This is a genomic window from Parabacteroides sp. PH5-46 (genome assembly GCF_029892785.1).
Classification (GTDB): Bacteria; Bacteroidota; Bacteroidia; order Bacteroidales; family Tannerellaceae; genus DFXE01.
Window position 1 is genome coordinate 101,863 of sequence record NZ_JARXXA010000006.1, and the last position, 24,792, is coordinate 126,654.

Below are 24,792 nucleotides of genomic sequence, written 5' to 3' on the forward strand. Positions count from 1 at the left end.
CAATGCAAAAAATTAGGAATATCGCGATTATCGCACACGTAGATCATGGGAAGACAACCCTTGTAGATAAAATGTTATTAGCTGGGAAGCTTTTTAGGGAAGGACAAGACGATTTAGACCAATTCTTAGACAGCAATGACCTCGAACGTGAAAGAGGGATCACCATTTTGGCAAAAAACGTATCGATTCAATATAAAGATTGTAAGATAAATATTATTGACACTCCGGGTCACGCTGACTTTGGCGGTGAAGTGGAACGTGTATTGAATATGGCAGACGGATGCCTGCTGTTGGTTGATGCCTTTGAAGGCCCGATGCCGCAAACACGTTTTGTATTGCAGAAAGCCATTCAGATAGGATTAAAACCCATTGTTGTTATTAACAAAGTAGATAAACCGAATTGTCGTCCGTCGGAAGTTCAGGAAATGGTTTTCGACCTTATGTTCAATCTGGATGCTAGTGAGGATCAATTAGATTTTCCCACGATATATGGCTCTGCTAAGCAAGGCTGGATGTCGGATGACTGGAAAACGCCCACCGATAATATATTCCCCTTGCTGGATGCCATCATAGAACATATCCCGGAGCCGGAAGTGCTGGAAGGTACCCCTCAGTTGCTTATCACTTCTTTGGACTATTCCAAGTACGTAGGACGTATTGCCGTAGGGCGTGTCCATCGTGGAGAATTGCAAGAGGGACAAGACATTATGCTCTGCAAGCGAGATGGTTCGATGGTAAAGTCCAAGATTAAGGAAGTGGATGTCTTTGAAGGTTTGGGCCGTACCAAAGTTTCCTCTGTAAGATCGGGCGATATCTGTGCCCTGATCGGGATTGAAGGTTTTGAGATTGGTGAAACAGTCTGTGACGTAAATAATCCGGAACCCCTGCCTACGATTGCGATTGATGAGCCTACCATGTCGATGTTGTTTACCATCAATAACTCACCTTTCTTCGGCAAGGATGGAAAATTCGTAACATCCCGTCATATCTTCGACCGTTTGCAGAAAGAGCTGGATAAGAACCTGGCGCTACGGGTAGAACCTACTAATTCAGCCGATTCATGGCTGGTTTTCGGAAGAGGTGTACTTCACCTCTCTGTACTGGTTGAAACGATGCGTCGCGAAGGCTATGAATTACAGGTAGGTCAGCCACAGGTTATTATCAAAGAAATAAACGGAGTAAAGTGTGAACCGGTAGAACAACTGACGATCAACCTGCCGGAGGAATCATCCAGCCGCATCATAGATATCGTAACCCGCCGCAAAGGCGAGATGACGATGATGGAGAGCAAGAACGAACGTATGTTCCTTGAGTTTTCCATCCCTTCACGTGGTATTATCGGCTTGAACAATGCAGTATTGACCGCTTCGGCCGGTGAAGCAATCATCGCCCACCGCTTCCTGGAATACCAACCCTGGAAAGGAGAGATCGAACGTCGGGTAAACGGCTCCATCATTGCCATGGAAACCGGAACCGCCTTTGCTTATGCACTAAACAACCTGCAATCAAGAGGCCGCTTCTTTATCTCGCCGCAAGACGAAGTATATGCCGGACAAGTAGTAGGAGAACATACAAAAGAAGGAGATCTGGTAGTAAACGTCACGAAATCAAAGAAGCTCACCAATATGCGAGCTTCCGGATCAGACGATAAAGTAGCCCTAGCTCCCCCAATCGTATTCAGCCTTGAAGATGCCCTTGAATACATCAAAATAGACGAATACGTAGAGATCACCCCCCACTACATGCGCATGCGCAAAATACTCCTCGACGAAAACGAAAGGAAGCGCCAAAGCAAGAACGTATAACCTAAAATATCTGTGCAAATTCGGCTATGTAAATGCCAATTTGCACAGATTCTTTTGACATTACTCCTCCTCCAATTCCTTTAATTCTTCCAGGCTTTGGAGAATGGCATTTGTATTCTTTTTATACATCTTTTTGTATTCGAGATATCCCAGAATTACGCCTAATGGTATTGCAGATCCGATAACAATCCAGCGCCAGTTCTCCATATTTGGGGATAGCAGACAAGCGATAATTGCCATTATAAAGATAATAGTGACGAAGATACATATAACTGTAGTTTGCTTCTTCCATCTGATCTTGTAGAGTTGTACTAGTCTTATATTTTCACTTACATTTTTAGTGAAATCAATTTTCTTCAGGTGTGATATGTTATAAATCCCTATAATAATACATGCAAATCCCAATAAGATACCAAGTATGAATATCGTGGTTTTAAATAACCCAAAATACTGTAGGTTATATGCATATATAAGGAAAAAAATGCACAATATACATGTAACGATTCCGAAATAACCATAGTTTATCAGACGACTGAGCGGACCTGATTTGGTTTGCCTGATCTCCCGTATCAGTTTTTCATTCAATATGCTTTGCTTTTTCAGTTGCTCTTCCAGTGATGACCAGTTGTTTTTCAATTCTTCCAATTCCATAACATGTAATGTTTTAACGATTCGACATTTCTCTTAATTTCTGTTTGGATCGTTTCAGTTTTGTGGCCACATTACTTACTGTTAATCCTGTTATATCAGCAATTTCTTGATATGATTTCTCTTCGAGATAGAGCAAAACAATGGCTCGTTCCATCGTTTTTAACTGATGGATCAGACGATACATTTCTTTGAGTTGTTCACTGATGTTTTCCGGCTCGACAAGTACTTCCTGCAAGGCAGAAACAGGGATACTTTCTGGCTTTTTCATGACTTTCCGCAAGCCGGAAATGCATGTGTTTAAAGCAATACGGTATATCCAGGTGGAAAAACTGCTTTCGCTTCTGAATTTCGGGAAGCCAGTCCACAAATTGCATATTACATCCTGGTATAAGTCGGCCATCGGATATTCTTCCGATACATAGAATGAACATACCTTGTAAATGAGTCGTTCATTTTCCTGAACCATCTGCAGGAAAGCCTCCTTTATATCATCTGTGTGTCCCATCATCTGCTCTTTTATTTATTAGACGAACAGAAGTGAAAAAAATGGCAACTTATTCCTGATTTATATCTTCAGGCAGTTCTTCGAATTCGTGGTCTTCGGTGCTTTCTCCGCTTTGTTTCTTTTTCAGGTCGGAGATAATTCGTTGGAATTCTTTGTCTGTGCGTAGCTTTTTGACAGCCATTTTGGCGGCGTTTTGTTGTGATTCTTTCTTGGAGTAACCAATTCCGATACCTATCTGGTGCTCAAATAAAGTTACACAGGTTTGGAAGACGGGGTTTCCGTCATTGTCCATAAATGATTCGATCAGGTCGAAGGAGATTTCCAGCTTGTTCTTCTGGCTCCACTCTATCAGGCTGGACTTGAAGTTTACTTCCTTACGGGCGATGGCATCAATGTCTATATACTTGTCGATAATCCTGTTCTCTACAAATTTGAAGCATTTGCGATAGCCCTGATCCAGGTATATGGCACCAATCAATGCTTCCAAGGCATTACCATACAGGTGGTTGTTGTGTGAATTGAGTTTTGCCGAGTAAACGATCATCTTATGAAGTCCCAGTTTAACGGCTATCCGGTTCAGTTGTTCCCGTTGTACGATTTTCGAGCGTGTGTTGGTCAGGAAACCCTCCCGTTTGTTTTGAAAATGCTTATACAGTATATCTGCAATAATAGCATCGAGGATGGCATCTCCCAGAAACTCCAGCCGTTCGTTATTCAGGTATCTTCCATCACCGGATTCAATGGAAGAAGACTTATGCAGAAAGGCCTGTTCGTATAGCGACAGGTCATTCGGATAAAAGCCCAATATCTTATATAAAGACAAATAAGGCTCCTTACCTCTGTTTTGAAGGAGCCTTATTTTCTTATATAAACGTGTAAACACTTTTAACTGTCTATATTATCTCACAAATTTCTTAACAATAACACTTGCATTATGCCCTCCGAATCCAAACGTGTTGGACAATGCTGCATTAATGTCTCTCTTTTGTGCTTTGTTAAACGTAAAGTTCAAGTTGTAATCAATTTCAGGATCATCGTCCCCTTCTTCATGATTGATTGTAGGAGGAATGATTCCTTCTTTTACAGCCAATATACAGGCTATTGTTTCCAATGCTCCGGCTGCTCCCAGTAGGTGTCCGGTCATTGATTTTGTAGAACTTATGTTTAAGTTATAAGCATGTTTTCCAAACACATCAGTGATAGCTTTAACTTCAGAAATATCACCAACAGGGGTAGATGTTCCGTGTACGTTAATGTAGTCTATCTCTTCAGGTTTCATTTCAGCATCTTCCAGTGCGTTTCTCATAACCAGTTTAGCTCCTAAACCTTCGGGATGAGAAGCTGTCAGGTGATACGCGTCGGCTGACATACCGGTACCTACTACCTCGCAATAGATTTTAGCACCTCTTGCCAGGGCATGCTCCATTTCTTCCAATACCAAACAGGCAGAACCTTCTCCCAGTACAAACCCGTCGCGACTTTTACTGAACGGACGTGAAGCTGTCTCCGGAGATTCATTACGAGTAGACAAAGCATTCATGGCATTGAATCCACCAATACCTGCTGCGGAAACCGCAGCTTCTGCACCACCGGTAACAATAGCGTTTGCTTTACCTAAGCGGATATAATTGAAGGCATCAGAAATAGCATTGGTTGATGAGGCGCAAGCCGAAACGGTTGCGAAGTTAGGGCCTCTGAAGCCATACATCATAGAGATCTGACCGGCAGCTATATCAGAGATCATTTTAGGAATAAAGAAAGGATTAAAGCGCGGACCTCTTTCCTCGTCGTATCCTTTTACTTCATCTTCAAACGTTTTAATACCACCAATACCGGATGAAAAAATCACCCCGATACGGTCCAGATTTTCTTTCTCAACATCCAGTGCCGAATCGGCAATTGCTTCTTTAGCAGCACCTAATGCTAATAATGTATAACGATCACATTTGCGAGCTTCTTTCCGATCCATCACTTGCAGAGGATCAAAATCTTTTACCTCGCAGGCAAAATGTGTTTTAAATTTTTCAGCGTTAAACTGAGTAATAGGTCCGGCTCCAGTTTTTCCATTGATAAGACCCTCCCAGGTTGCTGAGAGGGTGTTACCAAGCGGAGTAATAGCTCCAAGACCTGTTACTACAACTCTTTTTAATTCCATACGTAGAAATAAAAGGGGAAATTACTTCGCATTAGCTTCAATATAAGCGATAGCGTCGCCTACTGTTGTAATCTTTTCTGCTTGATCATCAGGAATTGAGATGCCGAATTCTTTTTCGAATTCCATAATCAACTCTACAGTATCAAGAGAGTCTGCTCCTAAATCATTAGTAAAGCTTGCTTCGTTTGTAACTTCAGTTTCTTCAACGCTCAATTTATCAACGATAATAGCCTTTACTCTAGACGCAATTTCAGACATAACTTTTCAATTTAGATTAATAAATAGAATATACTTTTTAAATTTGCAGTGCAAAGAAAAGCATTTTTTATGTTACAAAACAAATATATGTACCTAAAAATGCGAAAAAGCTGCACAGAAATTCTTTTCTTGTGCATTTAAACTGTAATTGAAAATGAAAAATATTGCTATTTTCGCTTCCGGATCGGGAACAAACGCAGAAAATATTATCCGCTATTTCGCTAATAATGAAAATATTCGGGTAGTAGTTGTATTCTCTAACAACCGGAAAGTAGGAGTGCATGAGCGGGTAAACCGCCTGGGTGTCCCTTCCTTTGTTTTTACACGCGATGAATTTGCCGATGGAGCTCCCATTATTGCTAAATTGGCAGAATATCATGCCGATTTTATCGTGTTGGCCGGATTCATGAATAAAATCTCCGATGTACTGTTAAAAGCCTTTCCGAATCAGATCATCAATATCCATCCGGCACTATTACCCAAATACGGAGGAAAAGGAATGTACGGCATGCACGTACACGAAGCAGTGGTGGCTGCAGGAGAGAAGGAAACCGGCATCACCATACATTATATAAATGAAGAGTACGACGAAGGCGCCGTTATCTTTCAGGCCTCCTGCCCTGTTTTACCAAACGATACGCCGGAAGAGGTAGCCACCAAAGTACATGCCTTAGAGTATGAGCATTATCCTCAGGTAATAGAAAAGATTTTCCTTTAATAAAGAATAGGGCTAAATTACAATAATAAAATTTTGTTAAAGAAAAGTATGCATACTTTTCCGAAAAAGTATTAATACTTTCTTCAAGAAGTATGTATACTTTCAAATAAATCGAAGTGTTTTATTTTCAAGAACGCTGCAATGTTTGTATACGTTAATCAAGAGTTTCAATAAATTATACAATGTCTATTATGGAATAACGAAGCGCACTGAAATTTTGAGTATTGACTACATTTTTTACTTTTGAAAACAAAAAAACGTTAAAATCTAAATTCGTATAATACTATTTTATTTCTTCTGTGTTTTTCTTTTAACGCTACTGTGGTCTGAAAAAACACATCCGTTATTATATGAAAAACAAGGAACAGATACTTCTTGAACAAGTGCGGAGGGGTAATGAAAAAGCTTTCAAAAAATTGTTTTATCTGTATGGCGACAGATTTTATCTCTGGTCATACAAGATAACAAAGAATTCACAAGCAGCAGAAGATATTGTCCAGGATTTTTTTGTGCGTTATTGGGAAAAACGGAAAACACTCTTTTTTTATCCTTCTTTTGCCGCTTATGCTTATCGGGCGATGTACAATGCTTCCCTAAATTACATCCGCGACAATGAGCGTTTTATCTCTGGATATGAAATTACTATAGATCTGATGGATATGGACGTGGAGGACGAAGATCTGCAGGAATTGAAGCGTTTACTGTTAAAAGCGATTGACGAACTGCCCGACCGGTGTAAAAAGATTTTTGTTATGGCGACACTGGAAAAGAAAAAATATACGGAAGTAGCTGATCTTTTAGGTATATCTGTAAATACAGTAAAGGTGCAGGTGTCAAAAGCATATAGGATATTGAAGGAAAAAATAGGGTAAATCTAAGTGTGGATAATACTTTTCATGTAATGATGTGTTACTAGATAAATTAATAATTAAATGCTGGAAATCGGAAAAAATAATATTCCCGGATGGGAGCTACTCTTAAACGTATTGAGCGGAGAGGTTTCAGAGAATGATCCGTCTTTTCAGCGTTGGTTAGAAGAGGACGGGGAAAACAGAAAGCTCTATTTGCAGTTAAAGGGAAAAGAAAAGATTGCAACTCTTGCTTTTGATAAAGAGAAAGCTTTTAATAATATGTCGGATATCCTGGGTCTGAACAACAGAAAAAAGGTTCCTTTTTATCAGCAAAATTGGCTCAGGTATACCGCTTCTTTCTTAGCGATTATTTTCGTCGGTCTGGCGGGCTATTTTTTAGTGATAAATAATTCTGTACCGGAGCAAATCGAATATGCTGAGATAGAAAATAATGTCCTTGATCCGGGAACCAAGAAAGCCTTCCTTCTTTCTTCACAGGGAAAGGTTATTAACCTATCAGAGAGTTTTGAACTTAAAAATACGGATGGTACGATTATCTCAAATAAAAGTGAAGGAGTTGTTAGTTTCAAACCAACTAAATTACAAGAGAAGAAAGTGGAGCAACATACAATCTATGTCCCGAAAGGCGGCGAATACGAGCTGTTGCTTGCTGATGGATCGAAGGTTTTTCTCAACTCAGAAACTCACTTAGTTTTCCCCAGCCATTTTAATGACGATGTCCGCCAGGTGGAATTGACCGGAGAGGCTTATTTTGAAGTGCAAAAACAGGAAAAGCCATTTATAGTTAAGACTCCGGTGATGGATATTGAAGTATTAGGAACTTCTTTTAATGTCAATGCCTATCAGGAAAATCTTTCAGTACATACAACTTTAGTTGAGGGAAGTGTACAAGTGCATTTACCGGACGATATGGAAACCTATTTGTTAGAACCTGAAAACAACCTTACCATAAATAAAGCTTCCCGGAAAATATCTATTCGTAAAGTGAATACAGATCTTTATACAGCTTGGGTGAAAGGTGAATTGGTTTTCCGGAACCAACCATTAGGGGAGATATTCACTCAATTGCAAAGATGGTATGATTTCGAGATTACTTATAAAGATCCAGCAATCCAATCCATGCGGTTTTCCGGAAGCATTGAAAAAGTACGCTCCTTGGATTATTTTTTAAATCAAATACAATCTGTAACAAATGTAAAATATAAAAACGAAGGAGAGGACATTATTTTGTATTAAGCCAAAAAAGGCTGTCCGATTTTGAGCCCTTCGGACAGCCTTATGAGTGTTTAAACAAATGTTCTCATTTTTCATAGTGAATCAAATACTAACTATTCATTTAAACTTTTCAAAAGTATGAAAAAAAGTGAACCTAAACACGCAATTCCATTACCGAATTGTCGAAAGCTACTACGTGTTATGAAATTAACCCTTTTGTGTGTGCTACTTGGTACAAATTTAATGTGGGCCGGACTCACTTATGCACAACACACTTCCTTAGAATTGAACCTCAACAATGCGAAATTGGAAGAGGTTTTTGATGTCATTCGCAGGCAGAGCGAATTCGAATTTTTCTACAGTAATGATCTGGTGAATACTTCGACAAAAGTAAGTGTCCAATTAAAGGATGCCGATATTATTGAAGTATTGAACGAGGTATTACCAACTATGTATGAATACCGAATTGATGACCGTTATGTGTTAATAACCAGAAAAAAAGAACAAAAGGTGCCGGAAATTCCCAATGCTCTTCCTCAACAAACCAAACTACAGATAAAGGGAACTGTTACCGATGCAAATGGTGAGGCTGTGATTGGTGCAAATGTTGTAGAAAAAGGAACCACAAATGGGATTATAACAGATCTGGACGGACACTTTGTCTTGTCGGTCTCAGAAAACGCAACGTTGGAAATTTCCTACATCGGCTATATCGCTCAAAGCATACCGGTACGAAACCAGACTACGTTTTCTGTTATCCTTCGGGAAGATTCGCAAGCATTGAATGAAGTCGTTGTTGTTGGTTATGGTACAATGCAAAAGAAACAAGTGACGAGTTCGATTACTTCTTTAACGGCAAGCGATCTTCCTGTTGGGGTAGGTGGTTCATCCATAGCAACAGCCTTACAGGGGAAAGTTGGAGGTTTGGTCATGTCGGGCACGACAAGTCCTAACTCGGGGAACACCTTCCAGTTACGTGGTATGGCATCTATCAATACATCCAAAGAGCCGTTGATTGTGATCGATGGTATGCCGGGTGGTGATATCCGTACGATTGCCCCGGAAGAAATACAATCTATTGATGTACTGAAGGATGCTTCAGCCGGTGCTATCTATGGTACAAGAGCTACCGGAGGGGTAATTCTGATTACTACCAAACAGGCTAAAGCCGGTAAATTGAAATTGAGCTATACCGGTGAGGTACTCTTCAAACAATCATTCGGCAAACCTGATTTGCTTAATGCCGCCGATTATATCGCGACTTACGAAGGAGCAAAGAATGATGAAGGACACAACACAGACTGGTGGGACGAAGCTATGAAGGATAATCCTACTTCTCATCGGCATACAATAACCTTACAGGGAGGTATGGAAACTGCCCGGATCTTTGCGTCGGTTATGTACGACGAAAACAAGGGTATAGTACGGGGGGATGACCGTCAGGATTATGCAGGACGTATTAACGCTGATTTTAAATTACTTGATGGTTGGCTCGACATCTCCACACACGTAAATTACCGACAGGCAAAACGAAATCAAAATAAACCGTCAATTGAAGGTATTATGCGTGCCAACCCAACGCAGGCCGTATACGACCCCGATAGTCAGACAGGCTGGAATATCTGGACGACTGGAGACAATACCGAGATGAACGAGATTGGTGAAGCTGCGCTCAAGACAGATGAAGGACTAGATAAATGGTTCCGTCCGGATGTGTCACTTAAATTGAATATTCTGCCGATAAAGGGCTTATCTTATTCTCAAACATTGGCCTATGAAAACAGGCAATGGGAAAAACATTTTTATCGCTCCATGTTCTCACGTGAAGAATTACGCGCAGGAAGAAAAGGATGGGCTGAATTGGAATTTAGCAAAACAGAGTTGATTAATAGTGATGGTTATCTATCTTACCTCAACGATTTTGGCCCTCACATGATCAATGCTGTAGCTGGCTATAGCTATTTTGAGCGGAATAATGAAGATTTCAAGGCAAAAAACGGCAACTTCACGAATGATCTTATAAAGTTCTGGAATCTTGGAGAAGGATCACGTCTGAAAGAAGGTGAAGCGGAAATGTCTTCAAGTAAGGGTATAACACAGCGTCTGGCGGCTTACTTCGGGCGTATCAGTTATTCTTACGATGACAAATATATGGCTACTGCTTCCATACGCCGTGAAGGATCCAGTAAGTTTGCGCAAAAGAATCGATGGGGTACTTTCTGGTCGCTTTCAGGAGGATGGCGATTATCAAGAGAGCATTTCATGGAAGACATGTTATGGATAAATGATCTTAAGCTTCGTGTAGCCTATGGGGTTACAGGAAATGAAGGTTTTTCTGCCGACTATGCAGCCAGAATGTATGGTTCCGATACCCGCTGGCTATTACCTGACGGAACCTGGGCTTATTCTTATGGGGTGACCAAGAACGTGAATGATAGACTCGGATGGGAAGAAAAACACGAGTGGAACCTGGGGCTTGACTTTTCAGTACTGGATAATCGCCTCTATGGTAAGTTTGATTGGTATCGTCGTAAGATAGACGGACTGATCTATAATGTTGAAGTTCCTCAACCCCCTAATACAGAATCGTCCATGTATCAAAATATCGGAACAATGAAAAACCAGGGATGGGAAATAGAACTTGGAGCCGATATTGTACGTTCGGGTACCTGGCGATACAGTACTTCATTGAATCTGAGTAGTAATAAAACTACGATCGGTTCACTGTGGGGCGATCAGACCTATATTGACGGAGAAGGAGTCAATAATTGGGTACAATATGCACACCGCATTGAAGAAGGTGTAGAAGTGGGTAGCTTCTTCCTTTACCGATATGCCGGCGTAAGTGATGACGGAAAAATACAGATATACGACAAGGATAACAACGTCATTAACTCGGATGACGGAAAAGTAGATGATCGTGTATATCAAAAGAGCTACATCCCGAAACTTATGCTTGGATGGACACATAACGTAGGGTACAAAAATTGGGATTTAAGTGCTACGTTTACAAGTTGGATTGATTATGACATCTACAATGGTATCGAGCTGGAATACGGATTGCGGAATGTTGTGCAAGGAAACATGCTTTACGATGCAATCGGGAAAAATGCAAAGATCACCGGACGTCCGGCTCCTTGCGATTATTTCCTCCAGGATGGAACCTTCCTGAAACTTCAGAATATCACGCTGACGTATACTTTGCCTATGAGAAAATACACATCACTTATAGATAACATTAAGTTGTATTTTACAGGACATAATATGTTTACTTTAACGAAATATGAAGGTTTGAACCCAGAAGTAGATATCACCGGTTGGGATGCCGGCATCGAAAAGAAAAGCAGTATTTATCCCCAAACACGTACATACACCTTGGGACTTCAGTTGAATTTTTAAAAGCGTATAATGATGAAAAAGAGCAAATTATATATAACAGTCGTAATAATAATGGTGTTTTTGGGTCTATTTCAGGCATGTAGTGTAGACCCGGAATATTACTCACAATCGACACCCGAAATGTTTTTCGACACTCAATCGAAAGTTTATCAACGTATGGGACGCCCCTTTACCCACTGGGCATGGGCGATGGCTGACCATCAGGCACATTCTAATTTGGTGATCCTTCAGGAGATGACGACAGATGAAATGCTTGTGCCTTCCCGCTATAATGACTGGTATGATGGAGGTAATTACCTGCGTATGTATCATCATGATTTTACTCCTACAACGCCTGGTTTGAATGATGCGTGGAGAGCGTTTTCAATGGGAGTTGCGCAAACCTGGAGTGCCAAGGATGACATTGATCAGTATGTGGATTTCGAGGCATTGAAATTCCCGGAAGGTAGCAGGGATGCCATTTTGATGCAACTTCAAACACTGGCTGCTTTCTTCTATTTGCATGGCTTGGATCTTTTCGGCGGAGTACCTCTATATGTCTCTAATAATGACGAACTTCAGGCACGTGCTTCGGATGTGGAAACATTCGAATTTATCGAAGGATTATTGAAAGAAGCATTGCCCAAATTACCTAAAAAGACAGAATTGGGAGCGATGGAAACCGGTAGCATCAATCAGGCAACAGCTGCTCTTATGTTGGCACGCCTTTACTTTAATGCCGGACCGTATATTCGTCAGGATAGATTCTCTGATTGTGCTACTCTTTGTCAGGAAATCATCAATGGCACATATGGTGCTTATAAGCTGGAAGACGATTGGACTAATATTTTCGGGTTTAATAATGACCGCTCAACCGAGATTATATGGACAGTTCCAAGTCATTACGCTCAGAGTGAGCGTAGTGTTGGAGTCCATTCCGGCCATTACGGTATGAATGAATATTGGGGCAATGGCGAAGTAGGCAACCGCAATAATGGCTATTGCCTGGTTCCTTCGCTTGATGTAAATGGCAAATCTTATCTGTATGGTAGTAGTAACCCAAGTTCCAATGGAACTTATCGCTTAGGAAGTCCTTTTGCTAAATTTCATGAAAAGGATATACGTAAGCAACTCAATGCTTATGAAGGCGAAGGTAAGTGGCGCGGCATGTTTTATTTTGGCGAATTGGTTAATCCTGTGACAGGAAATGTGTGCCATGGTGGAAACCGCCAAATCAAACCTGATGAAGTGGTAACACTTGTTGACCAAATAGCCCGTATCATTCCACAGGCAGGAGCTGAAGCCGATCATGGTAAAGAAGGTGCTCGTTGGGGAGAAGAAAATTCAGGTGTCCGTTTAGGTAAATTTTCACCGATACCTTGGCTTTCCGAGAAAACATATAGAGGCAATTCGGATATCCCTGTTTTTCGTTTGGCTGAAGCATATTATATGCTGGCAGAGTGTAAATTGCGTGCAGGTGATAAGAGTGGGGCTGCTTCCCTGATTAACGATGTACGCAAACGATATTTCCCGGAAGGCGACCCTGATCCGGTAACCGCTTCAAACCTTGACGAATGGCGTATGCTTGATGAGTGGATGGTCGAATTTATAGGTGAAGGACGCCGTCGTACCGATCTTATTCGTTGGGACAAATATACGACTGAATCATGGTGGGATCATCCGGCTGATGGTCCGGCTAAAGCACACTTCAATCGTTTTCCAATCCCGGAACAAGCAATGGGAAGCAATAATTTGATTGAGCAAAATCCAGGATATAATTAAAAAAACATTGGTCTAAGATCAATGCAAGTGCTAATTGTGTTCTCCGGTATGTCTTTTAGATATACCGGAGTTTTTTTTCAAACTTTTGTATTAATAGTTTGCCTTTATAAAGTCCATTAATTCAAGTTCTTTCTTCAGTTCGGGTTTGCCTAATTGTTTCATTTGGGTATGGATCATCAGCGGCTCTTTGTTTTCTACATACTTGGTGATAAAGGTGCGTATTTCGTTCAGGTTCTGAACCATAGGGTCACCGGATATCTCATGGGCGGCATTTTCCACATCATAGAAGTAATAGGGGAGTTCAGACTCCTTTAATTGCTGACTAATGGGCTGTGAGCCGTATACGGCCCAATCCATCATCTCTAGTTTGCCGTAAGGCACATTGCTGTCTGCATTTCCGTGGAATAGCTGAATAGGACTGGGGTTTACCGTCCACTTGAGCCCTCCCTGATTGCTAAAGATCGCTCCGGCAAAGGCGATAATACCTCCGTAGCAGAAGTCATCCGGCAGGCGTTTGGCCGCTTCGTGCAGGTTACACCAAAGGTATTCACCCTGCAGAACGGTTATGGCGCCGGCGCTTGATCCGCAGGCTACGATCCGGTTTTTGTCGATATTCCACTCACCGGCATTCATGAATACAAAGCGGGTGGCATCGTATAAGTCTTCAACTGCTATATTGATAGCATTATCCAACATGCCGACGAATGTCATGGGGTTGCCATCCAGTTGTTTGGAAGCATCCTTCATGCCCAGGCGGTAGTCAATCGCTATGGCTACATAGCCGCTTTTTGCCAATTCGTGCATAAAGGCAGTATTGAACTCATTATCACGTTCTCCATTGGCAAATCCTCCTCCGAAAACAAAGATAACACAGGTTCTCTCTTCTTCCGCCGGAGAGGGTATTTCGTATTTATCCAGCCGCAAAGTATCCCGGTCTTTGATACCATAAATATAGGTTTGTTTCTTGATTTCGTCTGCAACGGAGAGGCCGGCAAACAAATATACATTCGTAAGAATAAGGCAGATAGCAGTCAAGACATATTTTTTCATATTCGTCATAATTATAGATACGCCGTAAAGATACTTATTTCAGTACAAATGCCTTGAAAAATGAATGGCGTACTTGCCGAAAAACGCTTGTTTTTATTTGTTGCCGATAACTATCAACAATTCTGCTGATAATTATCAACAATATTGCCGATAACTATCGGCAGGCTTGCCGACAATTGTCGGCAACAAAAAGTAATGGGGGAAATACTGGGTGTTATCTGCTTGAAATCAGGCAATAGAGTCGCTTTTTTATTGTGTTTTCGTATGTATTTCCGGCAACAAGAGTTTACGCTATACTTGTTTTGGATTATTTGCAGAATGTACAAAAAGCTGTACCTTTGCATCTCGCATATTTTTACTTATTTAATATACTATATCTTATGGCTATAAAAAGGGGATTTATTCTGGTTTTGGCTAGTGTTGTTGTTTTTAATTCTTGCGTGAGTACAAAGAAGGAGGAGGCTATACTTCACAATCTTACTCAGTATGTAGATCCGTACATCGGGACGGGTGATCATGGACACGTATTTATGGGGGCGAATGTGCCCTTCGGACTGGTGCAGGTAGGACCGTCCAATATTCCACAAACATGGGATTGGTGCTCGGGATATCATATATCCGACTCTACAATCATAGGTTTCAGCCATATGCACCTGAGCGGAACAGGTATTGGCGATTTGGGGGATATCAACTTTATGCCTGCCATTGGCGAGGTGAACCTTAACAGAGGACAGGCAGACGACTATAACACAGGTATATTTTCCCTGTTCGACAGGAAAACGGAAAAGACAAAAGCCGGCTATTACGGAGTGCACCTTGACCGGTATAATATTGATGTAGAGCTGACAGCCACCAAACGGGTTGGTTTCCACAAATATACTTTCCCTGCTTCGGAAGATGCCAAGGTAATTATCGACCTGGAAAACGGGCAGGCCTGGGATGCTCCTGTAGAAGGATATATTGTGCAGGAAAACGATTCGGTGATATCCGGTTACCGCTATTCTAAAGGCTGGGCAAACGACCAACGGGTTTTCTTTACCGCGATATTCTCTAAGCCGATGAAGCAATTTATCGTTTCGGAAAAGAACGAGATAAAAGAAGGTAACAGTCTGAAAGCCAGAAGAACGTATGGACAGGCGCTTTTCAGTACACAAGACAAGGAAGAACTTTACGTAAAGGTGGCGCTTTCTCCTGTAAGCATAGAAAATGCCAAGCTGAATATGCAAGCCGAACTTCCTGCTTGGAATTTCGAGCAAACAATCACAAATGCTGATAAAGCGTGGAATGAAGAGCTGAACAAAATCCTGATTGAAACAAATGACAATCGCGTAAAGCGGACGTTCTATACTGCATTGTATCATACGATGATTGCTCCGTCTGAGTTTTGCGATGTAAACAATGATTATTACGGAGCAGATAACCAAATGCATAAAGCCGGAGCATTCAAGAACTATACGACCTTCTCCCTTTGGGATACCTATCGCGCGGCACATCCGCTGATGTCGATTATCCATCCCGAAAAGATGAGCGATATCATGAATACGATGCTTACGATCTACCAGCAGCAAGGCAAACTGCCTGTATGGCACCTGATGGGTTGCGAAACCGACTGTATGGTAGGTAATCCGGGTATATCCGTAGTAGGAGATGCCATCCTGAAAGGATATGGCGGATTCGATAAGGAGCTGGCTTTTGAAGCAATGAAGAACTCGGCCATGCTGGACGAAAGAGGCCTGAAATACATGAGAGAATATGGCTATATCCCTTACGATAAAGAACCGGAAGGTCTGGCCAAGTGTATGGAGTATGCGATTGCCGACTGGAGCATAGCCCAGGTAGCCAAACAAATGGGTAAGACTGAAGATTATGAGTATTTCCTAAACCGTAGCAAATCTTATAAGCATTATTTCGATCCGGAAACCCAGTTCATGCGTGGGTTATCTTCGGAAGGCGTATTCCGTAGTCCGTTCAACCCCTTTGAGTCTGTACACCGCGACAATGATTATACCGAAGGAAACGCCTGGCAATACACCTGGCTTGTGCCTCACGATATAGAAGGGCTGGTAGAACTTTTCGGAAGCAAAGAACGCTTTATCGAGAAGCTGGATTCACTCTTTATCGTAGAAGGCTCTTTGGGCGAACATGCCTCTCCCGACATCAGCGGACTGATCGGCCAGTATGCCCACGGAAACGAGCCGAGCCATCACGTAGTCTACATGTATCCGTATGTAGGACAGGCTTATAAAACAGCCGAAAAAGTACGCGAAGTACTGAGCGTGATGTATAACGACCAACCTGCCGGACTCTCAGGAAACGAAGACGTAGGCCAGATGTCAGCCTGGTATATCCTGTCGTCTTTGGGTATGTATCAGGTAGAGCCCGCCGGAGGTAAGTACATCTTCGGTAGCCCGATAATGGACGAAGCTACCATCCGCGTGAAAGACGGAAAAACTTTCCGCATCATTGCTCACAACAATAGCACGCAAAACAAATATATCCAGGCCATCAAACTAAACGGACAGCCCTACGATAAGTATTATATCGACTTCAAAGACATAGAAGCCGGCGGAACATTAGAGTTTGAAATGGGTAGTTCGCCCCTGTAATTATCAGGGATTACCTATAAGATATTCCTTTATGAAAGGCGTTCTCCATAATTGTCACGGAGAACGCCTTTTTTATTCCGAAATACAAAATTCCTACAGATTCCCTCTTTACTTTTGGCCAATAAATCGTTTTAAATATTCTATTAATATGAAAAAATTGGTATTATTTGTAGTGATGGCATTTGCCTTGGATGGCGCCTGTATGGCAGATGCAAATACAGATTATGTACATTATAAAAGGAACTATGGGCAGACGTATTATAAGGGGTATGTATCTCCGAAAGAATTGCCGAAAGCAGTCATAAAATACCTGGATAAACATTATCCCGATTATACGATCATGATCTCTAAAAGAAAAGGAAACGGGCATTATTTTGTAAAAATCCGTTTTGCAGGAAATGGTTATCATGCGTATCATAGAAGTTTAGTCTTTGATTCTGAGGGGAGAGTGATTAAGGGATAAAGTAATCTTCATCAAATGCCTGTGCTTTTTGTGCAGGCATTATTTTTTTAGTAGATTTATTGTTTTAATCCGATGCATTCATATGAACCTGTTAATTATTGAAGATGAGATAGATTTGCTGGAGTCAATAAAAGAATTCTTATTGTCGGAAGCATTTACGGTAGAAACGGCAACTACCTTTCAGGCGGCTGAGGAAAAAATAGACCTCTACGACTATGATTGTATCATTGTAGATATCAGTTTGCCGGGTGGAAGCGGCCTTGACCTGATACGCAAATTAAAGAACCGGGATAAGGATACGGGAGTAATCATTATTTCAGCTAAAAATTCGCTTGGCGACAAATTAACGGGTTTAGATATAGGAGCCGACGATTACCTTACAAAGCCTTTCCATCTTTCGGAATTAAATGCACGTGTCAAATCTATCATACGGCGCAGAGGTTTGAAAGGAACAAACGTAAAGAAATTCAACGAGCTGACACTCAATTTTGATACACGCCGACTTTTTGTCAATGATAAAGAGGTAGTGCTGACCCGCAAGGAATACGACCTTTTGCTTTACTTTATTATGAATGAAGACAAGGTATTGAGCAAAGAAAATATAGCAGAACATTTATGGGGAGATAACATGAGTATTGCTGCCGATTCGTTTGATTTTATCTATAATCATATTAAAAATATGAGAAAAAAACTGATAGAAAACGGCAGCAAAGATTATATAAAAACGGTGTACGGGATTGGATATAAATTTTCGGAATAATGAGTCTGATAAAGTTAATACGAAGGTATCTTTTGGTGTCTGTTTTGATAGTACTCCTGCTCGGTTGTATTTCTCATTTTCTGATATTTCGTTTCTTCATACATTATTCGAGCGATGAGATGCTGAAAGACCAGAAAGTGAAAATAGAAAATTATATCGCCCGCAATGATACGCTTCCTTTAGCTGCTACTTTGGTATTGAAACCGGCCCGTATAGAAGTAAAAAAAATAGAAAACCTCCAGTCATTCCCCGCTGAAATATTTAAAGATACGGTCATGTATAGTGAAGAAACAGGGACTTTTACTCCCTATCGCCAGCTGTATTTTACCGTCTCGTATAAGGATGAACATCATCTGATAAACATCAATCAGCCAACGGTTATCTCGGATGATTTGTTTTATGCAATTGTTTCGTCTCTTTTGATATTACTGCTCCTGTTTATTTTGTTTACTTATGCGATTGAGTATTTACTAAACAGAAATATATGGAAGCCTTTGAATTATAATCTTCAGAAGTTGCATGAATATGATCTGAGAGCAAATACAGTGCTGGAGTTGAAGAATCCCGGCATAAAAGAATTCGATGAGATAAACAATGTAATTCTACGCATGGTAGGTAAGATTAATGCCGACTATGAAAATTCGCGTCTTTTCACGGAAGATGCTTCACACGAAATGCAAACTCCTTTATCCATTATTAAGTCTAAAATGGATTTATTGATGCAAAATTCTTCATTAATGCAGAATGAAGAAAATGAAAAAAATATGAAGGCTATATCAAGAGCCACATCCCGTCTGTCTAAATTAAATAAGTCTCTACTGCTTATTGCCAAAATCAATAATAATCAATACACCGAAAAGAAGAATATACAGTTAGATAAACTGCTGGAATTGTATTTAACTGATCTGGAAGAACTGTTCGAAACAAAAGAACTTTCAATCAATACGGATATCCAAGCTTGCTGTTTATACATGAATTCGGATTTGGCCGACATAATGCTATCTAATCTTTTAAGTAATGCGATCCGTCATAATGTGGTACAAGGCTATATTGATATCATATTGAATGAATCTCAACTAATCATACGTAATACCTGTAAGAAGACAGAAGAAAAAACGGCTAATTTGTTTAACCGAATAACCTTTCATAATAAGTCGGAAGATTCTTCGGGCTTAGGATTAAATATCGTGAAATCAATTTGTGACTCGAATGAGTTCACCATCCAATACGATTACCCTGAAGACGATATATTCAGCATAAACATACGATTCTGCTGATTTTTTTTGCCAATTGGTTTTTCTACAGATTTTCTACAATTTCCAGTCATAGCTTTGTCCCGAAGTTTAATTTCAAATGTATTATTTAAACAGAAAGAGTTATGAAAAAAGTAATGTATTATACGTTTTCATTAAGTGTGATTTTGTTTTCTACATTCGCGACAGGATGTAGTGGTAATGATGACGATATTTTAGAGGAAGGTAGCGGGGAAACAGTCGTTGAAGGCCCATCGATAGACGATGTATTGACACTCCCCTCGGAGCCCTCTTTTCTTGGAGACTCCATTCAGTTTACAAAGACATTCTCATTGGCAGAATACAGTATAAAAGAGGTAAAAGTGTCTACTACGCAGAACGGACATATCTCCGTTTTAGGAGGTTACAAAGGCCAATCCGGAGTATATATTTATGCAAAAATAGATGATAATAGAGGCAAGGTTTCTGACGAACAGATAAAAAATATCCTGGATAAGTATTACATCGTAGAATCGTATGCCAGCGGGACGGAAATTGTTGCTACTGTAAAAGAAAATACGGCCGTTACCCGTGAAGCGGATTTCCGTAATCTGCGGATTACCGTCCAGGTATTTACACCCCGGAATGTTTCAACAACATTGCAAATCGCACGAGGAAGTATTATTGCAAAGAATGTACATGGAAACCAACATACGGCAACATCTACCTCCGGAACAATCAAGTATATCGACTCGTCGGGTAAAAACTTCACCCTAACTTCGGATGCCGGACATATCGGCCTGATTAATACCCCTGCAACCGGATCTATTCATGCCAAGATGGCCAAAGGTACTATCCAGATTGCTTTGCCGAAGGATACAAAAGCAACATTGAGTTTGGAGTCGTCCACAAGAGTAAATGCCCATATACTGAATAAGTCAAACTTCCAGGGAGTAAACACCCGTACCAAGGTAGAAGGAACACTTAATGGCGGAGGATATGAACTAAAAGCGATAAATGATTTAGGAGTAATTAATCTCTCCTGGTATGACGGCAGGGGTGGAAATTATTAAATAGAAGATGAAAAAATACAGCTTACTTTTCTTATGGGTGATATTCAATTTTTCAATCTGTGCTACAGCTGCTCCATCCGTTGTATATCAAAGGCATTTGCCGAGGAAAATGCAGGTTTTTCTGGACAGGCATTTTGGTAAATATGAAATAGAAAAATTGGAATATGATGCGGAAGACGGGGAATGTAAAGTGAAGTATTCAAACGGGATTGAGGTAGAATTTGATGATTTTGGAAGTTTGATAGAAATCGAAAGCGATTATGCCCCCTTGCCTAAAAGTATCATAGACATTTTACCCTCTCCCGCTATTGATTTTATCGCCAAAAGATATTCACAAAGACCTATCCGAAAGATCAAGTATAAATCCGGTACTTACAAAGTAAAATTAGGCAAATCATTAGAGATAATCTTTGATGAAAGAGGTAATGTTATTGAGATTGATGATTGATTTTTTCATCTCCTATCCAGGTCCATTTGTGCCAGATGTGCTCGAATGGACCTTGTTTATGTTTTGAGAGCCACCATTGGCAGCCTTTTACTTGTAATAGGAATACAAAAATTCCGATGAGTAAGCTGATTGTATATCCGCAATAAGGCGCCAGGTACAGACCGAAAGGGAAATAGATAGCGGCTCCTATGATGGATTGAGTTATATAGTTGGTCAGACTCATTCTTCCGTAAAAACGTAGGCCGGAAACGGCATTGACAAACCTTTCGCGTTGATAAAGCAGGACGAATGAAGCGACTAAAACAAACGTAAAAGCCAGCTTCTGCCACATATCAAAGGCTGTTCTGGCTGTTTGCTGTATGATCATATTGCTTTCTATCATTAACTCACTCAGGCTGTACAAGGGGGCGAAAGATATGGCGGCTATTATCAATACTTTAACCCAAAAACGCAGATTCTGTTCTGTTGCGATAAACAGTTGTTTTCTGCCGATGTAACAGCCTAAGAGGAATAAGCCTGCTGTTTGCACAAAGCGTCCGGCATTCACAGCCCATAAAAGACTGGCTTTCTGCCCTAAGGTAATATTACCGATGATGAAATTCCATAAATTTCCGGCTTTTGTGTATTCCGCCACTTCTGCGTACATAGCGCCTACACCCAGATCCGGTAGTTGATGTGCCGGATTGATCAGGCTTGCGATGTAATGAAACCATTCGATGGGCTGCAAGAGGAAGATGACAGAGCTTATGAGGATTGCTTTGTCGCTCCAGTTGCGGGTGAAGAACAAGACAAGTCCGACAATGGCGAACAACAGTAAGACGTCTCCGGCCGGGAAGAAAGCGGCGTTTAAGGTGGCAAATCCTACCAACAATACCATGCGCCACAAAAAGCGATAGCCAAAATCTTTCCCTTGTTTCCTTTGATTATTACTTTGAATGTAGAATGTAAACCCAAACAGGAGGGCGAAAATAGCATAGGCCTTTCCTGCAAATAAAGTGAAAATACAGTTAAATACCCCCTGGTCTACTATGTTCAACCAAGTAGGATAGTTGGTGGGATAGACTGGGAAAATAAAATGTTCTAAGTTGTGTACCAATACAATAGCCATAACGGCAAATCCTCGTAAAGCATCAACAACTTCAATACGCGGATTCTTATTTATAATATGTTTCATCAGTAAAATAGATGAGTTTTAAAGGTTACTTTGTATCTTTGTTACTTAATTGAGAAATGCTTCAAAGATAATGAAATATATGATAACAAGCCCGGGTAATAGTGTCCGGGCTTCTGTTCCGCTACCGGCCTCTAAAAGTATCAGTAACCGGGTGTTAGTGCTGAATGCATTGGGCTATAGCCCCTATGAGATACAGAACCTGTCGGATAGTGACGATACGAGAGTAATGGCAGAGGCGCTCCGCTCTAATGATCGCGACTTTAATATTGGGGCAGCGGGAACGGCTATGCGTTTCCTGACGGCTTTCCTGTCGAAGGTGGTTGGTGAATGGACGATTACGGGAACGGAACGAATGAAGAACCGTCCTATCAAACTGTTGGTAGATGCCCTGAATAGTTTGGGAGCGCGGATTGAGTATATGGAAAAGGAAGGATATCCTCCTTTGCGTATATTCGGTAGTGCTATGCAGGGAGGGGAGATATCCCTGTCTGGAAGTGTCAGTTCTCAATATATATCAGCCTTGTTGATGATCGCTCCCTATATGGAGAACGGGCTTACTTTGCACTTGGAAGGGAAAATTATTTCAGTCCCTTATATTCATCTTACGATCCAGTTGATGAAGCAGTTCGGAGTAGATGTTCTTTGGAATAAACAAACCCTAAAAGTTCTTCCACAGGAATACAAACCTGTACCTTTTACGGTAGAGTCTGATTGGAGCGCCGCTTCGTACTGGTATGCCATCATGGCATTATCGAAGCAGGCAGAAATTGAGTTGCTGGGCTTATTCAAAGATAGTCTGCAAGGTGACTCCGCAGGGGCTAAGCTGTTTTCCCAACTGGGAGTAGGGACAACTTATACCAAAGAGGGAGTCGTATTGAAAAGAAACGGAAACTTGGCAAAGAAATTAGTATATGATTTTGTCAATGAGCCCGATCTGGCACAAACTTTTGTCGTAACTTGTGTGTTGTTAAATATACCGTTCCGCTTCTCCGGTTTACAGAGTCTGAAGATCAAAGAAACAGATCGTATCGAGGCTTTGAAAACAGAACTGCATAAGCTGGGTTATCTGCTTACAGACACCCATGATAGCATATTGGAATGGAATGGTGAACGATGTGATCCGGAGGCTAATCCGGTTATTGAAACGTATGAAGATCACCGGATGGCAATGGCATTTGCCCCCGCTGCTTTGATGCGGCCGGAGGGACTCATAATAGCAGAACCCGGAGTCGTAACTAAAAGTTACCCCAACTTCTGGGAAGATTTGAAAGCCGCAGGCTTTGCTATAATGGTGAATGGTGAATGATGAATTGTTAATTTTTGATGTATATTATGTAATTAACAATTAACCATTAATAATTGATAATTAAAGAAATGTTTTATCTGATTTTAAGTTTGATCGCTTTAGGCTGTATCGTTGCTGTTATAGGATACTTCCGGAACAGAAAACTGCAGAAGATGCTGGAGCGTGGAGAGATATCCGAAATACCGGAAGTCTCAGAAATACCGGAAGTTTGTTGCGGGCAACATGAACTCTGCGAGCGGGACAGCTTACTTGCTGCCGTAAGCAAAGGGATTGAATACTACGACGATGAAGAGCTTGATCGTTTCCGTGGTACAGCAGCCGAAGACTACCAAGAAGAGGCTGTAAGTGAATTTCGGGAAGTCCTTTATACCTTGCGCGAAGTGGAGGTAGCAGGTTGGTTGCGCAGCCTTCAGTTACGAAACATAAATCTCCCCGATTCATTAAAAGATGAAGCCTTCTTGATCGTAGGAGAAAGAAGAGTTAGCTAAAAAAATGTTTGATCTATTACAATATTCTTTTTTTCAGAATGCCTTGTTGGGTAGCTTGCTAACAGCTATTTCTTGTGGAATAGTAGGAACGTATATTGTTGCCCGCCGTCTGGTTTTTATCAGTGGAGGGATTACGCATGCTTCGTTTGGAGGGCTGGGGCTGGGCTTTTATCTGGGAACGAACCCTATCCTGACAGCAATGCTGTTTTCTATCCTTTCTGCTTTTGGGGTGGAGTGGGTTAGTAAGTCGCAAAATGTGCGGGAAGACTCGGCTATAGCCGGTGTGTGGTCGTTAGGGATGGCTTTGGGTGTTATTTTTATCTTTCTTACTCCGGGATATGCTCCTAATTTATCAGCCTATCTGTTTGGAAATGTACTTACAATTACATTTACGGATATTCTTTGGATCGCCATTGTTTCAATACTCCTGATTCTGCTCTTCTCTTTTTTTCTGAAAGAAATTGTATATGTAGCTTTTGATCATGACTTTGCCGTGACCCAACGACTACCTGTCAAGTGGATAGAATATACCATGATGTTCTTTATAGCCGTTACGATTGTCCTCTCTATCCGGCTTGTGGGGATCATGCTGTTGATGAGTCTGTTGACCCTGCCGCAAATAACCGTTAATTTGTTTACTTCCGATTTTAAAAAGATTATCTGGGGGAGTATAGGCCTTGGTTTTTTGGGGTGTCTTACCGGATTAGTCTTGTCCTATTACCTCGACGTACCTTCGGGAGCTTTTATAATTCTGGTACTGGTCTTGTTTTTTCTGCTTACAAAAGGTGTATTATTCCTTAGGCAAGGCAATAAACGGAGTTAATTTCAGTTTATAATACGTTAAAGGTAGCCT

22 protein-coding genes are annotated in these 24,792 nt (G+C 41.0%); 15 read left to right on the forward strand and 7 right to left on the reverse strand.

The features are described 5' to 3' along the window. Positions 1 to 2 precede the first annotated feature (2 nt). Complete coding sequence (gene typA, locus M2470_RS08030) at positions 3 to 1,805, forward strand: translational GTPase TypA (protein ID WP_280744614.1); 1,803 nt, start codon at positions 3 to 5, stop codon at positions 1,803 to 1,805. 60 nt (positions 1,806 to 1,865) lie between these two features. Here the strand turns inward: typA and M2470_RS08035 are convergent, their stop codons facing one another. The 5 genes from M2470_RS08035 to M2470_RS08055 are packed head-to-tail and all read right to left on the reverse strand — an operon-like array spanning position 1,866 to position 5,374. After that, positions 1,866 to 2,456 carry a hypothetical protein gene (locus M2470_RS08035; protein WP_280744613.1) on the reverse strand — a complete coding sequence of 197 codons (591 nt, stop codon included), beginning with the start codon at positions 2,454 to 2,456 and terminating at the stop codon, positions 1,866 to 1,868. 13 nt (positions 2,457 to 2,469) lie between these two features. Beyond that, on the reverse strand, positions 2,470 to 2,961 hold the full coding sequence (locus M2470_RS08040) for a sigma-70 family RNA polymerase sigma factor (protein ID WP_280744694.1): 492 nt from the start codon (positions 2,959 to 2,961) through the stop codon (positions 2,470 to 2,472). Between the two features lie 49 nt (positions 2,962 to 3,010). After that, on the reverse strand, positions 3,011 to 3,844 hold the full coding sequence (rnc, locus tag M2470_RS08045; RefSeq protein ID WP_280744612.1) for a ribonuclease III: 834 nt from the start codon (positions 3,842 to 3,844) through the stop codon (positions 3,011 to 3,013). Between the two features lie 15 nt (positions 3,845 to 3,859). Next, positions 3,860 to 5,116: a beta-ketoacyl-ACP synthase II gene (gene fabF, locus M2470_RS08050; protein WP_280744611.1), complete on the reverse strand. Its 1,257-nt coding sequence runs from the start codon at positions 5,114 to 5,116 to the stop codon at positions 3,860 to 3,862. 21 nt (positions 5,117 to 5,137) lie between these two features. After that, entirely contained in the window at positions 5,138 to 5,374 is a 237-nt protein-coding gene (locus M2470_RS08055; RefSeq protein ID WP_280744610.1) for an acyl carrier protein, read from the reverse strand. 154 nt (positions 5,375 to 5,528) lie between these two features. On the opposite strand from M2470_RS08055, the gene purN reads away from it, so the two are divergent. The 5 genes from purN (at position 5,529) to M2470_RS08080 (ending at position 13,339) form a co-directional block, all read left to right on the forward strand. Then, entirely contained in the window at positions 5,529 to 6,092 is a 564-nt protein-coding gene (purN, locus tag M2470_RS08060) for a phosphoribosylglycinamide formyltransferase (RefSeq protein ID WP_280744609.1), read from the forward strand. 350 nt (positions 6,093 to 6,442) lie between these two features. Continuing rightward, entirely contained in the window at positions 6,443 to 6,964 is a 522-nt protein-coding gene (locus M2470_RS08065; RefSeq protein WP_280744608.1) for an RNA polymerase sigma-70 factor, read from the forward strand. Between the two features lie 60 nt (positions 6,965 to 7,024). Further along, on the forward strand, positions 7,025 to 8,200 hold the full coding sequence (locus M2470_RS08070) for a FecR domain-containing protein (protein WP_280744607.1): 1,176 nt from the start codon (positions 7,025 to 7,027) through the stop codon (positions 8,198 to 8,200). 180 nt (positions 8,201 to 8,380) lie between these two features. Next, positions 8,381 to 11,578 carry a TonB-dependent receptor gene (locus M2470_RS08075; RefSeq protein ID WP_280744606.1) on the forward strand — a complete coding sequence of 1,066 codons (3,198 nt, stop codon included), beginning with the start codon at positions 8,381 to 8,383 and terminating at the stop codon, positions 11,576 to 11,578. A gap of 12 nt (positions 11,579 to 11,590) precedes the next feature. Next, on the forward strand, positions 11,591 to 13,339 hold the full coding sequence (locus M2470_RS08080) for a RagB/SusD family nutrient uptake outer membrane protein (RefSeq protein ID WP_280746471.1): 1,749 nt from the start codon (positions 11,591 to 11,593) through the stop codon (positions 13,337 to 13,339). Between the two features lie 90 nt (positions 13,340 to 13,429). On the opposite strand, the gene M2470_RS08085 is transcribed toward M2470_RS08080, so the two are convergent. Beyond that, the gene (locus M2470_RS08085; RefSeq protein WP_280744604.1) at positions 13,430 to 14,389 is read right to left on the reverse strand and encodes an alpha/beta hydrolase; all 960 of its coding nucleotides are present in this window, start codon (positions 14,387 to 14,389) and stop codon (positions 13,430 to 13,432) included. 380 nt (positions 14,390 to 14,769) lie between these two features. Between M2470_RS08085 and M2470_RS08090 the strand changes: the two genes are divergently transcribed. The 6 genes from M2470_RS08090 (at position 14,770) to M2470_RS08115 (ending at position 20,971) form a co-directional block, all read left to right on the forward strand. Further along, a complete protein-coding gene (locus M2470_RS08090; protein ID WP_280744603.1) occupies positions 14,770 to 16,995 on the forward strand; it encodes a GH92 family glycosyl hydrolase in 2,226 nt (741 codons plus the stop codon). Between the two features lie 148 nt (positions 16,996 to 17,143). Then, a complete protein-coding gene (locus tag M2470_RS08095; protein WP_280744602.1) occupies positions 17,144 to 17,458 on the forward strand; it encodes a hypothetical protein in 315 nt (104 codons plus the stop codon). Between the two features lie 82 nt (positions 17,459 to 17,540). Then, a complete protein-coding gene (locus M2470_RS08100) occupies positions 17,541 to 18,218 on the forward strand; it encodes a response regulator transcription factor (RefSeq protein WP_280744601.1) in 678 nt (225 codons plus the stop codon). Continuing rightward, positions 18,218 to 19,495, forward strand: coding sequence for a HAMP domain-containing sensor histidine kinase (locus tag M2470_RS08105; protein ID WP_280744600.1), 1,278 nt, complete (start codon positions 18,218 to 18,220; stop codon positions 19,493 to 19,495). The genes M2470_RS08100 and M2470_RS08105 overlap by 1 nt, the downstream gene beginning before the upstream one ends. 101 nt (positions 19,496 to 19,596) lie before the next feature. Continuing rightward, positions 19,597 to 20,523 carry a DUF4097 family beta strand repeat-containing protein gene (locus M2470_RS08110; RefSeq protein ID WP_280744599.1) on the forward strand — a complete coding sequence of 309 codons (927 nt, stop codon included), beginning with the start codon at positions 19,597 to 19,599 and terminating at the stop codon, positions 20,521 to 20,523. Positions 20,524 to 20,530: 7 nt separating this feature from the next. Next, entirely contained in the window at positions 20,531 to 20,971 is a 441-nt protein-coding gene (locus M2470_RS08115) for a PepSY-like domain-containing protein (RefSeq protein ID WP_280744598.1), read from the forward strand. Here the strand turns inward: M2470_RS08115 and M2470_RS08120 are convergent. Next, positions 20,952 to 22,145 (reverse strand): DUF418 domain-containing protein, encoded by a 1,194-nt coding sequence (locus tag M2470_RS08120; RefSeq protein ID WP_280744597.1) that lies wholly within the window; start codon positions 22,143 to 22,145, stop codon positions 20,952 to 20,954. The genes M2470_RS08115 and M2470_RS08120 overlap by 20 nt on opposite strands. Before the next feature lie 70 nt (positions 22,146 to 22,215). Here M2470_RS08120 and M2470_RS08125 point away from each other — a divergent pair, with 70 nt between their 5' ends. The 3 genes from M2470_RS08125 (at position 22,216) to M2470_RS08135 (ending at position 24,762) form a co-directional block, all read left to right on the forward strand. Next, a complete protein-coding gene (locus M2470_RS08125; protein ID WP_280744596.1) occupies positions 22,216 to 23,451 on the forward strand; it encodes a 3-phosphoshikimate 1-carboxyvinyltransferase in 1,236 nt (411 codons plus the stop codon). 68 nt (positions 23,452 to 23,519) lie between these two features. Further along, complete coding sequence (locus M2470_RS08130; RefSeq protein WP_280744595.1) at positions 23,520 to 23,939, forward strand: phospholipase; 420 nt, start codon at positions 23,520 to 23,522, stop codon at positions 23,937 to 23,939. A 4-nt stretch (positions 23,940 to 23,943) separates the two neighbouring features. Then, positions 23,944 to 24,762, forward strand: coding sequence for a metal ABC transporter permease (locus M2470_RS08135; protein WP_280744594.1), 819 nt, complete (start codon positions 23,944 to 23,946; stop codon positions 24,760 to 24,762). Positions 24,763 to 24,792 lie beyond the last annotated feature (30 nt).